The sequence below is a fragment of the Tsukamurella conjunctivitidis genome (genome assembly GCF_007858475.1).
GTDB lineage: Bacteria > Actinomycetota > Actinomycetes > Mycobacteriales > Mycobacteriaceae > Tsukamurella > Tsukamurella conjunctivitidis.
The window spans coordinates 203,115-218,538 of the sequence record NZ_VIGX01000003.1 but is presented as its reverse complement, the minus strand read 5'-3'; the positions used below and the strand labels follow the sequence as shown (position 1 = coordinate 218,538).

Annotated in this window: 15 protein-coding genes; 9 read left to right on the top strand and 6 right to left on the bottom strand. The window is 70.6% G+C overall.

Features of this window, described 5'->3' with window-relative positions:
• The first annotated feature begins 7 nt into the window (after positions 1-7).
• The 3 genes from FK530_RS08075 to FK530_RS08065 all read left to right on the top strand — a co-directional run bounded on the left by FK530_RS08075 (position 8) and on the right by FK530_RS08065 (position 3,581).
• A complete protein-coding gene (locus FK530_RS08075; RefSeq protein ID WP_146486511.1) occupies positions 8-1,270 on the top strand; it encodes a uracil-xanthine permease family protein in 1,263 nt (420 codons plus the stop codon).
• Between the two features lie 10 nt (positions 1,271-1,280).
• Positions 1,281-2,390, top strand: a complete 1,110-nt coding sequence (gene gcvT / locus FK530_RS08070) for a glycine cleavage system aminomethyltransferase GcvT (RefSeq protein ID WP_146486510.1) — start codon at positions 1,281-1,283, stop codon at positions 2,388-2,390.
• Positions 2,391-2,477: 87 nt separating this feature from the next.
• A complete protein-coding gene (locus tag FK530_RS08065; RefSeq protein WP_146486509.1) occupies positions 2,478-3,581 on the top strand; it encodes a branched-chain amino acid aminotransferase in 1,104 nt (367 codons plus the stop codon).
• Positions 3,582-3,731: 150 nt separating this feature from the next.
• Here FK530_RS08065 and FK530_RS08060 read toward each other — a convergent pair whose 3' ends face one another.
• From FK530_RS08060 to FK530_RS08040, 5 genes are all read right to left on the bottom strand, one after another.
• Positions 3,732-4,946: an oxygenase MpaB family protein gene (locus tag FK530_RS08060; protein WP_231706544.1), complete on the bottom strand. Its 1,215-nt coding sequence runs from the start codon at positions 4,944-4,946 to the stop codon at positions 3,732-3,734.
• 60 nt (positions 4,947-5,006) lie between these two features.
• Positions 5,007-5,441, bottom strand: coding sequence for a DUF7832 domain-containing protein (locus tag FK530_RS08055; RefSeq protein ID WP_146486508.1), 435 nt, complete (start codon positions 5,439-5,441; stop codon positions 5,007-5,009).
• A 72-nt stretch (positions 5,442-5,513) separates the two neighbouring features.
• Positions 5,514-6,269, bottom strand: coding sequence for an adenosylcobinamide-GDP ribazoletransferase (locus tag FK530_RS08050; RefSeq protein WP_231706543.1), 756 nt, complete (start codon positions 6,267-6,269; stop codon positions 5,514-5,516).
• Positions 6,266-7,936: a nicotinate-nucleotide--dimethylbenzimidazole phosphoribosyltransferase gene (gene cobT, locus FK530_RS08045; RefSeq protein WP_146486507.1), complete on the bottom strand. Its 1,671-nt coding sequence runs from the start codon at positions 7,934-7,936 to the stop codon at positions 6,266-6,268. The genes FK530_RS08050 and cobT overlap by 4 nt, the downstream gene beginning before the upstream one ends.
• A 3-nt stretch (positions 7,937-7,939) precedes the next feature.
• The gene (locus FK530_RS08040) at positions 7,940-8,626 is read right to left on the bottom strand and encodes a DUF3043 domain-containing protein (protein ID WP_146486506.1); all 687 of its coding nucleotides are present in this window, start codon (positions 8,624-8,626) and stop codon (positions 7,940-7,942) included.
• Between the two features lie 121 nt (positions 8,627-8,747).
• Here FK530_RS08040 and FK530_RS08035 point away from each other — a divergent pair, with 121 nt between their 5' ends.
• From FK530_RS08035 to FK530_RS08020, 4 genes are all read left to right on the top strand, one after another.
• Positions 8,748-9,095, top strand: coding sequence for a HesB/IscA family protein (locus tag FK530_RS08035; RefSeq protein WP_146486505.1), 348 nt, complete (start codon positions 8,748-8,750; stop codon positions 9,093-9,095).
• A 90-nt stretch (positions 9,096-9,185) separates the two neighbouring features.
• Positions 9,186-10,172 (top strand): carbohydrate kinase family protein, encoded by a 987-nt coding sequence (locus tag FK530_RS08030; RefSeq protein WP_146486504.1) that lies wholly within the window; start codon positions 9,186-9,188, stop codon positions 10,170-10,172.
• A gap of 47 nt (positions 10,173-10,219) precedes the next feature.
• On the top strand, positions 10,220-10,876 hold the full coding sequence (trhA, locus tag FK530_RS08025; protein WP_146486503.1) for a PAQR family membrane homeostasis protein TrhA: 657 nt from the start codon (positions 10,220-10,222) through the stop codon (positions 10,874-10,876).
• 43 nt (positions 10,877-10,919) lie between these two features.
• Positions 10,920-11,588: an oxygenase MpaB family protein gene (locus tag FK530_RS08020; RefSeq protein WP_146486502.1), complete on the top strand. Its 669-nt coding sequence runs from the start codon at positions 10,920-10,922 to the stop codon at positions 11,586-11,588.
• Here the strand turns inward: FK530_RS08020 and asnB are convergent.
• Positions 11,585-13,549 (bottom strand): asparagine synthase (glutamine-hydrolyzing), encoded by a 1,965-nt coding sequence (asnB, locus tag FK530_RS08015; RefSeq protein ID WP_146486501.1) that lies wholly within the window; start codon positions 13,547-13,549, stop codon positions 11,585-11,587. The two genes, FK530_RS08020 and asnB, sit on opposite strands and share 4 nt — an antisense overlap.
• Positions 13,550-13,780: 231 nt before the next feature.
• Between asnB and ctaC the strand changes: the two genes are divergently transcribed.
• Complete coding sequence (gene ctaC, locus FK530_RS08010) at positions 13,781-14,887, top strand: aa3-type cytochrome oxidase subunit II (protein ID WP_231706542.1); 1,107 nt, start codon at positions 13,781-13,783, stop codon at positions 14,885-14,887.
• A 3-nt stretch (positions 14,888-14,890) separates the two neighbouring features.
• A complete protein-coding gene (locus FK530_RS08005; RefSeq protein ID WP_068521058.1) occupies positions 14,891-15,322 on the top strand; it encodes a cytochrome c oxidase subunit 4 in 432 nt (143 codons plus the stop codon).
• Positions 15,323-15,424 lie beyond the last annotated feature (102 nt).

The following is a 15,424-nucleotide window of genomic DNA, read 5'->3' as shown; positions in this document are numbered from 1 at the left end:
GCCCGCCATGACGACATTCGGGTGGACCCCGGTCTCCGAGGGCGGCGCCGACGGACGGGACGTGGTGGGGCCGGGTGAGCGGCTGAGCTGGCCTAAGACGCTCGGCATCGGCGTGCAGCACGTGGTGGCGATGTTCGGCTCCACGTTCCTGGTGCCGGTGCTCACCGGCTTCCCGCCGGCCACCACGCTGCTCTTCTCCGGCGTGGGCACCCTGCTGTTCCTGCTCATCACCGGCAACCGGCTGCCCAGCTACCTGGGGTCGAGCTTTGCCGTGATCTCGCCGATCACCGCGGCGACCGCCTCGCAGGGGATGGGGAGCGCACTGGGCGGCATCGTCGCCGTGGGCGTGCTGCTGATCCTGATCGGCGGCGTGGTGCACTTCGTGGGCACCGCGTGGATCGAGAAGCTGATGCCGCCCGTCGTGACGGGCGCGATCGTCGCGCTGATCGGCCTCAACCTCGCACCCGCGGCGAAGGCGAACTACGAGAAGGCCGCCGTCACCGCGACCATCACGCTGGTCTGCCTCATCGCCTCGCTCGCGCTGTTCAAGGGCATGCTGGGACGGCTCGCGATCTTCAACTCCGTGCTGATCGGCTACGCCGTCGCCTCCTTCCGCGGGGAGGTCGACACGTCGCGGATCGCCGCCGCGTCGTGGGTGGGCCTGCCGGAGTTCCACGCGCCGTCGTTCTCCTGGGCCGTGCTGCCGATGTTCCTGCCCGTCGTGCTCGTGCTCGTCGCCGAGAACGTCGGGCACGTGCGGTCCGTCGCGCAGATGACGGGGGAGGACTACGACCCGGTGATGGGCCGGGCACTGGCCTCGGACGGACTGGCGACGGTGCTCGCCGGCGCGGGCGGCGGCTCGGCGACGACCACGTACGCCGAGAACATCGGTGTGATGGCCGCGACTCGCGTCTACTCGACGGCCGCCTACTGGGTGGCCGGCGTCGCCGCGATCCTGCTCGGCATGTCGCCCAAGGTGGGCGCCGTGATCGCCTCGATCCCGCCGGGCGTGCTGGGCGGCATCACGACGGCTCTGTACGGCCTCGTCGGCATCCTCGGCGTGCGGATCTGGGTACAGGCCCGCGTCGACTTCTCCCAGCCCATCAACCAGCTCACCGCCGCCGTGCCGCTCATCATCGGCATCGCCGACTTCACCTGGTCGGTCGGGGACGTGACGTTCACGGGCATCGCGCTCGGCTCGGTGGCCGCCATCGTGATCTATCAGGGGATGCGGCTGCTGGGCCGATCCGGGAGTGCGGCCCTGGACTAGAGTGCCGGGCATGAGCGAGACGTTGATCGAGGGACCCCTGAACGCCGTGCACACCGAGCTGGGGGCGGCGTTCGCGCCGTTCGGGGGCTGGTCGATGCCCGTCAAGTACGCGGGCACCGTCGGCGAGCACACGGCGGTGCGCGAGGCCGTGGGCATCTTCGACGTCAGCCACCTCGGCAAGGCCACCGTCGCCGGGCCGGGCGCCAAGGACTTCGTCAACCGCGTGCTCTCGGCCGACCTGGGCAAGATCCACCCCGGCAAGGCGCAGTACACCCTGTGCACCAACGAATCCGGCGGGGTCATCGACGATCTCATCGTCTACTACGTCTCCGACGACGAGCTCTTCCTCGTGCCCAACGCCGCGAACACCGCCGCCGTCGTCGCGCACCTCGTCGCCCGTGCCCCCGAGGGGATCACCGTCACGGACCAGCACCGCGACTACGCCGTGCTCGCGGTGCAGGGGCCGAAGTCGGCCGAGGTGCTGCAGGCCGTCGGGCTACCCACCGACATGGAGTACATGGCCTACGAGGACGCTGTGCTTTCCGGGCCGGCCGGCGTTCCTGTGCGCGTGTGCCGCACCGGCTACACCGGCGAGCACGGCTACGAGCTCATCCCCGCGTGGGGCGACGCCGAGACCGTCTTCCGCTCCCTGCTGCCCGAGATCACCGCCCGCGGCGGCCAGCCCGCCGGCCTCGGTGCCCGCGACACCCTGCGCACCGAGATGGGCTACCCCCTGCACGGGCACGAGCTCACCGTCGACATCACTCCCGTGCAGGCGCGCGCGGGCTGGGCCGTCGGCTGGAAGAAGCCGGAGTTCGTCGGCCGCGAGGCGCTGCTGGCCGAGAAGGAGGCCGGTCCCGCCCGGCGGCTCTGGGGCCTGCGCGCGACCGGCAAGGGCGTGCTGCGCGCCGACCTGACGGTCCTCTCCGCCGACGGTGCGCCGATCGGCACCACCACGTCGGGCACCTTCAGCCCCACCCTGAAGACGGGAATCGCCCTGGCGCTCATCGATTCCGCGGCAGGCGTGGAGAAGGGCACCGTCGTCAGCGTCGACGTGCGCGGCCGTGCCATCGAGTGCGAGGTCGTGCTGCCGCCGTTCGTCGAGGCGAACACGAAGTAGCTCTGCGGGTGCCCGGGAAAAATACTCGGGGTTCCTACTGATTGGTACGGCCCGCGCGGGTGGGCGCGGGTCGTAGAATCTTCTCTCATGACAACTGGCACGGCCTTCGCCCTCACCCGCAACGACCACCCCCGCTCTGCGGCTGAGCGCTCCGAGATCCTGGCGAACCCGGGATTCGGCAGGTACTTCACCGACCACATGGTCTCGCTCCGCTGGAACGAGGCGAACGGCTGGCACGCCCCGGAGGTGCTGCCGTACGGGCCCATCCCGATGGAGCCGTCGGCGTCGGTGCTGCACTACGCGCAAGAGATCTTCGAGGGACTCAAGGCCTACCGCCAGCCCGACGGCTCCGTCGCCACGTTCCGGCCCGAGGCCAACGCCGCGCGCTTCCAGCGCTCCGCCGAGCGCCTCGCGATCCCGCCGCTGCCCGAGGACGTCTTCGTCTCCTCGCTCAAGGAGCTCGTGGCCGTGGACGGCGAGTGGGTCCCCGCCGCCGGTGGCGAGGAGGCGCTGTACTTCCGGCCCTTCATCTTCGCCGACGAGGAGACCCTCGGGGTCAAGCCGTCGAACAGCTACCGGTTCCTGGTGATCGCCTCGCCCGCCGGCGCCTACTTCCCGGGCGGCGTGAAGCCCGTCTCCGTGTGGCTCTCCCGCGAGTACGTCCGCGCCGCTCCCGGCGGCACCGGCTTCGCCAAGTGCGGCGGTAACTACGCCGCCTCTCTCGTCGCCCAGGCCCAGGCCGCGCAGCAGGGCTGCGACCAGGTCGTGTGGCTCGACGCCCTCGAGCACGAGGCGATCGAGGAGATGGGCGGTATGAACCTGTTCTTCGTGCTCGGCTCCGGTTCCTCGGCCCGGATCGTGACGCCCGAGCTGACCGGCTCGCTGCTGCCCGGCGTGACCCGCGATTCGCTTCTGCAGCTCGCGCGCGACGCCGGTTTCGAGACCGAGGCCCGCAGGTTCACCGTCACCGAGCTCAAGGAGGGCGTCGCGTCCGGCGCCATCACCGAGGTCTTCGCGTGCGGCACCGCCGCCGTGATCACGCCCGTCGGGCGGGTCAAGGGTGCGTCGGAGGACTTCACCATCGGCGACGGCCGGCCCGGCGAGATCACCATGGCCCTGCGCGAGACCCTCACAGGTATCCAGCGCGGCACCGTGCCGGACACCCGCGGTTGGATGGAGAAGCTGGGCTGAGTCCCAGACCTCACGCGAGCGGCCCGCACCGGATCCGGTGCGGGCCGCTCGCGTTCGACACGGCGGTGCGGCATGCGGCCACACCATCTTTCGAAGCGTTCCGCGACGGGAACGGCGGTGGACGTCCGAGAACGCCGTGAAAGATCTGGGCTAGGTGGTGACGTGCTGGGCGGAGTGGCCGACGGCGGCCTCCTCGTTCAGCATGCGCATGAACTTCGCCTGGCTGGCGTCGCCGCGTCGGGCGGCGCGTTCGCGGCCGCCGGTCAGTTGGATGAACAGCGATTCGGCCAGGTGGTACGGGATGCGCAGCGCCGGATACCAGGGGAGGGTCGACGGGACGCCCAGCTCCTTCATCGCGGCCGTGCCCAGGTAGGCCGTCGCGATCGACAGGTGCTGCGAGCGGGCGATCCGGCGACGCAGCCCGCGCAGGTGGCGGTAGTTCCAGATCATCGGGTCGTCGGCCATGGGCTGCGCCAGCGCCCGGCTGGTCTCGTCGGGCGTCGAGAGGGCGCGCGAGGTCTGGAACAGGATCCGGAGGCTGTCGCGGAAGCTGTGCGGCAGGAAGTCGTCGTGCACGCCCATGAGGCGGCCCACGTATCGCGTCAGGTGCGCGGCCGCCTCGTACTCGCGGGGACTCGCGACCATGCCGATCCCGGTGCCCGTGGCGACGGGCGCGATCAGCGCGCCGACCAGCGTCGCCGCCATGTCCGTCTGGTTGATGGGCAGGCCGTACGTCGCGTGGTCCCAGTCAGGGAGTGCCATCACGTGCCGGCGCACCATCGAGTGGATGAACCGGACGTGCAGCGTCGAGCGGTAGCCCGCGCCGCCCGGACGGAGGCCGTCCGGCACGATCACGTCGAGCGCCCACTGCGAGGTCTCCGCGAACCGCTTGTTCGATCCCTTCTCGAGCGCCCCGGTGCGCAGCAGCGTCTGGTTGAAGCCGGAGAACAGGTATCCGCCCATCAGCGCCACGTCCCGAGCGATCGAGAAGCCGTCGGCGCCGCCGCTGCGCATGAGCTGCCCGCCCAGGAGGATCCGGTCCCAGTCGACCCAGTCCGGGGCGGTCTCCATGTCCTCGAAGAACTCCCGGAGTTCCGACGGTGCCTCGGGTACCGATGCGATGCCCTCGTTCAGGGCCCTGTCGAACATCGGCTTGCGGACGTCGCGGTCCTCGTAGATCCAGTCGACGAGCTGGTCCATCGGGGCGTCCCCGACGGTGAGCAACTCGCCGAACCGGCGGAACTCGGCCTCGGTGGGCTCCGGGAGGCGCAGGGCCATGCTCACCATCCGGATGCCCGGCGGCACGCGGCGCGGGCGCCGGGGGTGCCGCGCCGGAATGGGCCTCGGGGTGTCGAGTGTGGTCACACCTCTGTGTCTACTCCCGACAACGCCTGTTGTCGAGCCCCTGGGCTGGAACGTCGACGACTACCGCCCGGCCCGCCACCGCGCGTACAACTCGTCGAGCACCGGCTCGACGGCGTTGTAGAACAACCAGGTGTCGGGCGCGGCGTACATGTTCTCCGCCGAAATCACCGCGGGGAGCCGGCCGTAGGCGTCCAGGTAGGCCCCGTACGCCTCTTCGGTGAACGCCTGCCCCTCCGGGGTGAAGGCGCTCACGTCCAACTGACCGGCGAGGTGGACGTCCGCGTAGGCCCCGGGGGTCATGGAACGCTCATCGAGCAGGTGCAGCGTCCCGTCGAACACCTCGCCCTCGACGCCGTACTCCAGGTGGGTCCCGCTCGCCAGTCCCCGGGCGCGGGCCCACGCGTAGTACATGCCGATGTGCGTGCTTCCGGCCGCGTCCGGCAGCGCCAGCTCGGCGAGGGTGTCGGAGTGCCATTCGGCGTCGTCGTACGTCATGCGGCGAGTCTGCGGGCGCGGTCTTGTCGTGCGCTTGCGCCGCGGTAGGCGCGACGGGCGGCGGGCGGTGCGTCAGGCGACGCAGACCCCGATCAGCGCGACGACCGTCGCGATCTCGATGCCGAATCCCAGGACATCGCCGCTCATTCCGCCGAACCGGCGGACGGAGTGCCGCATCACGAGGGTGGAGAGGAGCAGCGCGGCGGCGATCGCGACGGGCCCCTGCCAGGGCCGCCCCGGCACAGCCGGAATCGCCACGGCGAGGACGGCGACGGCCCAGAACGCCTGCGCGAGCAGCCCCTGGGTTCCTGCCGTCAGCGCGCCGAAACCGTCGGGGTTCGCCGGTGCCCAGCCCCGTCGGCACCCGAGGACCGCCACCACGCGCGAGGCGCCCACCGCGACCCCGATCGCGAGCCATGCACCGCGGTCCGCGAGACCGCCCACGGCCGCGGACTCGGCGATGAGCAGCAGGGCCAGCGCCGCGGCGCCGAACGGGCCGACGGTACCCTGGCGCATGATCTCCCGTGCGCGCTCCGGCGGGCCGTAACTGCCGAGGCCGTCCATGCAGTCCGCGAAGCCGTCCAGGTGCATGCCGCGCGTGAGCAGCGCGGCGGCGCCGACGGCGAGCGCGCCGACGAGCACCGCCGGTAGTCCTGCGATGTGCGCCGAGCAGGCGACGGCGGCCACCAGTGCGCCGACGAGCGCACCCGCGACCGGAACCCCTGCGATGATGCGGGCACCGTCGGCCCGGCTGACCGGGCTCGGCTGCAGTGAGCCGGGCACGGGCAGCACCGTCATCCAGGCGACGGTCGCGAGCAGGTGCTTCACACCTGCGACACCCCGGCGGATTCGAACGTGGCCATCTCGCCGAGCACCGCGACGGCCGAGCGGACCAGGGGGAGCGCGAGCGCGGCGCCGCTGCCCTCGCCGAGGCGCATACCCAGGTCCAGCAGGGGTTCGAGGTCCAGGCGCTGCAGCGCGAGGGTGTGCGCGGGCTCGGGGCTCCGGTGTCCGGCGACCCACCAGCTCACTGCGCCGGGGGCCAGGTCGTTCGCCACCAGTGCCGCCGCCGTCACCACGACCCCGTCGAGGATCACCGGCGTGCGTCGCACCGCGGCCTGTGCGAGGAATCCGGCCATCGCCGCCAGGTCCGCCCCGGCGACGGTGCGCAGCAACGCCTTCGGGTTGCCGGTATGCGGACGCGCGCGGTACATGCCGTCCCGGACGGCGGCGGCCTTGCGCATCCAGGTGTTGTCGTCGATCCCGGTGCCGCGGCCCACCACCAGCACCGGCTCGGTCTCCGTGAGGGCGCCGACGAGAACGGCCGCCGGCGTCGTGTTGCCGATCCCCATGTCGCCGGCGATGAGCAGGTCCGCGCCGGAGTCGACTTCCTCGTCGGCGATGCGTCGGCCGGCGGCGATCGCGGCGATCGTCTCCTCATCGGTCATCGCGTCCGTGGTGGCGATGTCGCCCGACGAACGGCGGATCTTGTTGCGGCTCAGCTCTTCGCGGGTGTCGCCGGCGACGGCGATGTCCTCGATGCGCACCGTTGCCCCGGCCTGCGCGGCCAGCACGTTGATCGCGGCGCCGTCCGCCGCGAAGTTCGCGACCATCTGCGCCGTGACCTCCGGCGGGTACGCCGAGACGCCGCCCGACGCCACGCCGTGGTCGCCCGCGAAGACCACGATGCGCGCGCGCTCGAACTGGCGCGGCGGGCACGCGCCCTGACACGCCGCGATCCACTCGCCGAGTTGTTCCAGCCGGCCCAGCGAGCCCGCGGGCTTGGTCAGCTCCAGCTGGCGGTCGCGGGCCTCGCGGCCCACGAACGGATCCGGCGGGGAGAGTTGGGGGAAGGCGAGCGGGTCGGCGCCCGGTTCGAACGGCGGGAGCACGATCGGCGGCGCCGGGGGAACCTCCGGGACGTCCTTGACCAGGCTCGCGGGGGCCGCTCCGGGGGCGGTGGTGCCCGGCAGGGGCGCACCGTCGAGCACCACGGGGATGCCCGCGACCACGAGCTCGGCCCGATCGGCGATCGCCGCGAGCCGCGCGTTGAGCGACCCCAACAGGTCCTGGAAGACGCGCCCCGCACGGGTCGCCGGCACCACGGACAGCCCCACCTCGGGGCTCACGATCACGAGCTCGCCCGCGTACGCGGCCGCGGCGGCGACGAGGCCGTCGAGATCGGCGCCGACGTTCTCGGGCGTCTCCCACCCGGTCGCGTCGAGCCGGGCGGCGAGCCACCCGCCCAGATCGTCGATCAACGTCGGGGCGGCGCCCTCCGACAGCACCGCGCGCAGGTCCTGCGTCTCGACGGTCGACCACGACGACGGGCGTCGGTCCCGGTGCGCCGCGATGCGCGCGGCGAGGTCGGGGTCACCGTCGGTCCGCGGAGCGGTGGCGACGTACCGGACGAGGGCGCCGGCCCCGGCGATCAGCTGCTCGGCGCGGGCGGACTTGCCGGAGCGGACACCGCCGAGAACGAGGGTGAGCGCCACGGGCTAGACCGCGTCGCCGGGCTTGACCTGCGGCCGCGGGATGCGCATGCGCCGCAGCTGCGTCGAACGCATGAAGGCGTACCAGCCGAGGCGGAAGCCGGTCTCGGTGGTGTCGGGCCAGCGCTCGCGGACGCGGTTGTTGACGCGGCGGCCGGTGAGGATGCCCTCGATCGCCATCACGGCGACCATCACCAGCAGGATGAGCATCGGGATGCCGGCGAGCTCCGGCCGGTTGACGGTGACGAACATGAACACCATCACGGCGACCGCGAACGGGATGAACATCGTGGAGATGTGGCGCTTGGCGTCGACCAGGTCGCGCACGTACGCCTTGACGGGACCCTTGTCGCGGACGGGCAGGTAGCGCTCGTCACCCTCCATCATGAGCTCGCGGCGCTCGTTCGCCTGCATGCGGCGTTCCGCGGCGGCGGCCTTGCGCTCCTCCTTGCTCATGGAGTTGCGCATCTCCTTCTTCCGCGCCCGGGCCTCGGCCCGCGTCATCGGCGCGGGCGCGACGGGGCCGCGCTTGCGGCCCTGCGCCTCGCGGCGGCTGGGCGTGGGGCGGCCCTTGCCCGGTGTCTGCGCGGGCTTGGCGAGGGTGTCGGCGGCGGTCTCGTCGGCGCCGTCGGCTGCCGCGGACTCCGCCGCCTCGGAGGTCGAGTCGTCGGCCTTCTGCCAGGGGAGTTTCACGCCGTCCAGCGTATTCGATCCCGCCGGGTGCGCCACGACGCGGGTGACGGTGACTCCCGGGAATGCGGGGCGGGGGAGTACCGTTGAACCAGACACCGACGTGCGTCTGTGAGGAGAACCTATGACTACTGCTGAGAGCGAAACCACCGGTGTGGTGCTGACCGAGGCCGCTGCCTCGAAGGCGAAGGCGCTGCTGGACCAGGAGGGTCGTGACGACCTTGCGCTGCGCATCGAGGTGCAGCCGGGCGGATGCGCCGGTCTCCGGTACCAGCTCTACTTCGACGACCGGTCGCTCGACGGTGACGTGGTGTCCGAGTTCGGCGGCGTGAACCTGTCCGTCGACCGGATGAGCGTCCCGTTCCTGATCGGCGCGAAGATCGACTTCGTCGACACGATCGAGAAGCAGGGTTTCACCATCGATAACCCCAACGCCACGGGCTCGTGCGCCTGCGGCGACTCGTTCAACTGACGCACGAGTAGACGCCCGTGAGGCGCCCGAAACCCTCTCGCGGTTAGGCTGACAGGATTCGTCCGTCGCCGACCACGGGAGGGTTTCGTCGTGTCGATCGCCGTTTCCGGTTCCATCGCCACCGATCATCTGATGCGTTTCGAGGGCAAGTTCTCCGAGCAACTGCTCGCCGAACACCTTGCACACGTCTCGCTGAGCTTCCTGGTGGAGGAGCTCGTTCTGCAGCGCGGCGGGGTCGGCGCGAACATCAGCTTCGGCATGGGCCGGCTCGGTCGGCGGCCCGTCCTCATCGGCGCGGTCGGCGCCGATTTCGACGAGGGCTACCGCGCGTGGCTCGAGGACGCCGGGGTGGACACCCGTGCGGTGCGGGTCTCGCAGACCGCGCACACCGCGCGCTTCCAGTGCACCACGGACGCGGAGATGGCTCAGATCGCGTCGTTCTACTCGGGCGCGATGGCCGAATCGCGGGAGATCGCCATCGCCGACGTCGTCGGCACCGTCGGCGATCTCGACCTCGTGGTGATCGGCGCGAACGATCCCGCCGCGATGACGCTGCACAGCGCGCAGTGCCGCGAGGCCGGCATCCCGTTCGCCGCGGACCCGTCCCAGCAGTTGGCGCGGCTCAACGGCGAGGAGGCCCGCGAGCTGGTCGAGGGCGCCAAGTTCCTCTTCACGAACGAGTACGAGTGGAACCTGCTCCAGCAGAAGACCGGCGTGAGCGCGGAGCGACTCACCGAGATGGTCGAGGTCCGCGTGACCACGCTCGCGGAGAAGGGCGCGGAGATCGTGGTCAACGGCGACGGCGGAACGGTCGAGCGGATCCACGTCGACGTCGTCCCGGATCGCGGACGCGTCGACCCGACCGGCGTGGGCGACGCCTTCCGTGCCGGATTCCTGGTGGGCCTCGACGCGGGCCTGTCCTACGAGCGCTCCGGCCAGCTCGGCTCCTACGTCGCGGTCAAGGTGCTCGAGACCGTCGGGCCGCAGGCGTGGGACTACGACGTCGAGGACGCTCGTGAGCGGCTCGCCGAGGCCTACGGTGCGGAGGTCTCGGCCGAGATCCTCGCTGCGCTGTAGGTCACACTTCCGATTACCGGCGAGTAACCTACGGTATCGTAGGTTGCGTGACGATCGCCGGAGTCCCCGAACTGAAGCCGCGGCTGCGGGGAGTGATCCACCAGTTCGGCGCGCTCGGTGCCGCGCTCGTGGGGATTCCGCTGGTCGTAGCGGGGTTCCGTCACTCCGCGGCCGCCGGGCTCGCGCTGCTCGTGTACGCGATCACGGTGTTCGGAGTCTTCGGCGTGAGCGCCGCGTATCACCGCGGGAAGTGGACCGACGCGCAGCGGATCTGGATGAAGCGCGCCGATCACTGCATGATCTTCGTCTTCATCGCCGGTAGCTACACGCCGATCGCCGTGCTTGCGCTGCCCCCGTCGGTCGCGCGATGGGTCCTGACCGTGGTGTGGGTCGGGGCCCTCGCGGGCGTCGCGCTGAAGCTGCTGTGGCCGCACGCCCCGCGCTGGGTGGGCGTACCGCTCTACATCGCGCTCGGCTGGGTCGTCGTCGCCGTCGCGGGGGACCTGGTGCGCGGCGCAGGCTGGGCCGCGGCGATCCTCCTCGTGATCGGCGGCGTGCTCTACAGCGGGGGCGCCGTGCTCTACGCCGCCCGCTGGCCCGACCCGTGGCCGGGCGTCTTCGGTCACCACGAGTTCTTCCACGCGGCCACCGTGATCGCCGCCCTGTGCCACTACGCCGCCATGTGGATCATCCTGCTGCGCTGACACATCCCTCGCGGCCGAGAATATTCGTTAACATGGTGCGACGATGAGCATCCTGCTGCGGCACCTCGACAGTCGCCGGTTCCGGCTCGCGCTGCCGCGCGCCGTCGCGCTCCAGGTGTTGCACCCGGCGATCGCCGCCGCATTCACGGATCACGTCGCGTCGAGCCTGTGGGCCCATAAGCAACGGTCCGTGCGGCCGCTCGTCCGGATGGCGTACCGGGTCGAGAAGTCCGAGTGGATCATCCGGTACGCGCACGAGCACGTGAAGGGCGTCGATGCGGCGGGGGAGCGGTACCACGCCCTGGATCCCGAGCTGTTCCACTTCCAGCACGCCACCTACGTGGACGCGCTCGTCGCGGGCATCGAGACCTACGCCGGCCCGCTCACCGCTGATGAGCAGGAGCAGCTCTACGCGGAGTGCTGCGACTGGTATCGCGTGTACGGCATCTCGACCCGTCCCGTGCCCGCGACGTGGCGAGACTTCACCGAGTACTTCGCCGACGCGTGCGCGGGCCTGCGCCTCACGCCCGAGGGCGCGGAGCTCGGTCGTGCCGCGCTGTCCCCGCCGCGATGGGCATTCGGCACCATCCCGGGCTTCGCCGCCCGCGGCATCCAGCACGAACGAGCAGGGGAACTCCTCGACGTGCGGATGAGCACCGTCGACCGGCTCGCCTTCGACGCCTTCGCCGCGGCGCAGCGCGCGCGGTCCTAGAGACGCACCGGGTAGACGGGCTCCTCGATGGCGGGATGGATGCGGTCCTCGACGAAGATGCCGTGCCACACCATGAACACCAGGACGGTCCAGATCCGTCGGGAATGATCGGTGCCGCCCGGCCAGCCCTCGGGGGCCTTCGCCTTGTGCTCGTCGAGCATCGCGAGCACCGCGCGACGGTCGATCCACTCGTCGGTCTGCGACTCCTCGATGACGGCGCGCGCCCAGTCGTAGAGCTCCGGGCCGGCCAGCCAGTGCCGCAGCGGCACGGGGAAGCCCAGCTTCTTCCGGTGCAGCACGTGCGGCGGGATGATCTCCTCCAGCGCGCGGCGCAGTGCGTACTTCGACGTGCCGCCGGCCAGCTTCAGATCGGCGGGCAGGGTCTCGGCGACGCGGAAGACCTCCTTGTCCAGGAACGGCACGCGCAGCTCGAGCGAGTTGGCCATGGTCATCTTGTCGGCCTTGACCAGGATGTCGCCGCGGAGCCACGTGAACTGGTCCAGGTGCTGCATCCGCTCGACGGGGCCCCAGCCGCGGGTCTTCGCATAGATCGGCGCGGTCACGTCGGTGTGCGTCCACTCCGGGCGGAAATCGCGGAGCACGTAGTCGAGCTGGGCGTCGTTGAACGAGCGCGCGTTGCCGTAGTACCGCTCCTCGAGCGGCAGTGAGCCGCGCTGGAGCAGCGACTTGCCGCGCCGGCCCTCGGGCATCCTGTCGCCGATCCGCCCCGCGGTACGACGTGCCCAGGCGGGCAGCTTGTCGAAGGGCGCGAGCGAGAGCGGCTCCTTGTAGATGGTGTAGCCGCCGAAGAGTTCGTCGGCGCCCTCGCCCGACAGCACGACCTTGACGTGCTTGCGGGCCTCGCGCGCGAGGTAGTAGAGGGGGACGAGCGACGGATCGGCCACCGGGTCGTCGAGGTACCAGACGATGGCGGGGATCGCGTCGCGGAACTCCTCGGGCGAGACGGTCTTCACCACGTGCCGCGCGCCGATCGCCTCGGCGGACTCCGCGGCCACGTCGACCTCGCTGTAGCCCTCGCGCTGGAAACCCGTCGTGATGGTGATGAGGTCGGGGTTGTGCTGGATGGCCAGGGCGGCGACGGCCGTCGAGTCGATGCCGCCGGAGAGGAAGGAGCCGACGGTGACGTCGGCGCGCATGTGCATCTTCACCGAGTCGCGCAGCGCATCGGCGATATCGCGGTAGACGGCCTTCGCCTCGGCGGACTCGAGCCCGCCGGTGACGGGCTTCACGGGGAAGCGCGGCTCGAAGTAGCGCTTCCCGACGACCTCGCCGCCGGGGGAGAGGGTCGCGTAGCAGCCCGACTCCAGGCGGCGGATGCCCCGGTGCAGGGATTCGGGCTCGGGCACGTACTGCAGGACCGTGTAGTGCTGCACGGCGCGCGCGTCGAGCCCCGGCTCCAGCCCGGCCTCGTCGGCCAGGGCGAGCACGGACTTCTTCTCGCTGGAGAAGACGGTGCCCTTCGACCCGGTCGCCACGTAGAGCGGCTTGATGCCGAACTGGTCGCGGGCGAGCGTCAGCTCCCGCTTCTCGGTGTCCCAGAGCGCGAAGGCGAACATGCCCCGCAGCTCGGCGAGCACCCCGTCGATGCCCCAGTAGTGGAAGCCGGCGACGATCGGCTCGCCGTCGCCCTCGGTGCGGAACTCGGCGCCGAACTCGTCGGCCAGTCGCTGCCGCAGTTCGAGGTAGTTGTAGATCTCGCCGTTGAAGGTCAGCGCGTACCGGTCCGGGTTGTCCGGCGGGCCCCAGCGCAGCGGCTGGTGCGCGTGCTCGATGTCGATGAAGGCGAGCCGGTTGAAGCTGAGCGCCAGGTCGTCGTCGTGCCACGAACCGCCGAACTCGTCCGGACCACGGTGCCGCATGCACCGGCCGGCGGCGGTCACCGCGTCGACGACGTCGCCCGCGCGCTGATCGGCGGACAGGAATCCCAGGAGGCCACACACGGTTGACCAGTATGCCGGAACGGGCCTCTTCCGCCGGAACGGTGCAGGCCCGTGCGCCGGGCACGCGAAACGACGCGCCATTTGCCGACCCCGCAACGTGTACCCCGTCCCGTTGGTCTACGCTGCGTAGTACAAGGGGAACGTGCAGCCCCGGCCGTGAGTTCCCGGACTGGGAGACGGTCCGGATCGGGCCCCGTAGCACTGACCGTGTTTCAGCAGGAAGGCGCGACATTGGCACCCGGAAGTAACGCCCACGGTGGGGCCGCGTCCTGGCGTAAGCGCCTGGTTCTGGCCGCCGGGCTCGTCGCTGGCATGTTCGCTCTGGCGGGCTGCTCGGCCGACGAGGTGATGCGTTTCGGTTGGCCCGAGGGTGTGACCCCCGAGGCCCGTGACATGACTGAGCTGTGGAGCTGGTCCGTCGTTGCCGCCCTCATCATGGGTGTGCTCGTCTGGGCCCTCACGTTCTGGACCATCACGTTCCACCGGCGCAAGGCGGACTCGCCCGATTTCCCCCGGCAGACCGCGTACAACGTTCCGCTGGAGCTGCTCTACACCGCGATCCCGTTCCTCATCATCGCCGTGCTCTTCTACTTCACCGTGGTCGTCCAGACCAAGGTCGAGAAGATCGAGGACAACCCGGGCGTGACGGTCGACGTGACCGCCTTCCAGTGGAACTGGCGCTTCGCGTACCGCGAGGTCACCGTCGACGGCAACAAGATCAAGCTCGAGCGGGAGAACCCGTACGGCAAGCAGCCCGACATCGCGAAGCTCAACGAAGAGGCTGCGAAGATGAAGGAGCACGGGCACGTCGAGGCGCAGCCCGAGCGCGGTCCGAACCACGGCCGCTTCCAGGAGATCCGCGACTACCTGAAGTTCAGCACCGTCGAGGTGCAGGGCTCGTCCGCCGAGATCCCCGTCCTGGTGCTGCCGACCGACACGCGCATCCAGTTCGACCTGGCCTCCGCCGACGTCGTGCACTCGTTCTACGTCCCGCAGTTCGCGTTCAAGCGCGACGTGATGCCGAACCCGGTGCAGAACCACACGCAGAACAAGTTCCAGGTGTCCAGCATCGACCGGCCCGGCGCCTTCGTGGGCCGCTGCGCCGAGATGTGCGGCGACTACCACTCCATGATGAACTTCGAGATCCGCGCGGTGACGCCGGAGAACTTCAAGAAGTACATCGAGGCGCGCCAGGGCGGCAAGGACAACGCCGCCGCGCTGGAGTCGATCGGTGAGGTGGGCGTGTCCACGAGCACCTTCCCGTTCGACACCCGCCGCACCGGCCGCACCCCGTCGGGCAACAGCACCGCGCCCGTCAGCGCAGAAGGAGCGAACTGACCCATGAAGGTCGAAGCGAAACTCTTCGAGTTCCTCACCGCGTTCTTCTTCCTCGCGGGCATCCTGTACACCGTTGCGACCGCGATCTGGGGCCCGGGCTACGGCTACGGCGCCGTGGAGTGGGTCGGTGTGACCGGGATGTTCCTCACCGGCGGACTGACGCTGATCATCGGCACGTACTTCCGGTTCGTGTCCAACCGCGTCGACACCCGCCCCGAGGACTACGAGGACGCCGAGGTGTCCGACGGTGCCGGCGAGCTGGGCTTCTTCAGCCCGCACTCGTGGTGGCCCATCCTGCTCTCGGCCTCGGTCGCCGTCGTCGGCATCTCCGTCGCGCTGCAGCTCTACTGGCTGTGGTTCTTCGGTGGCCTGCTCGTCGTGGGCGCCGCGTGGGGTCTGGTCTTCGAGTACCACAAGGGACCCGAGAAGCACTAGTACCGTTCTGTCGACGACGCCCGCCCCGGCTCAGTTCACCGGGGCGGGCGTCGCTCGTTCGTCGGTGTTCACCGCGGCGTCTCCTGCGGGTCGTCTCGGCCT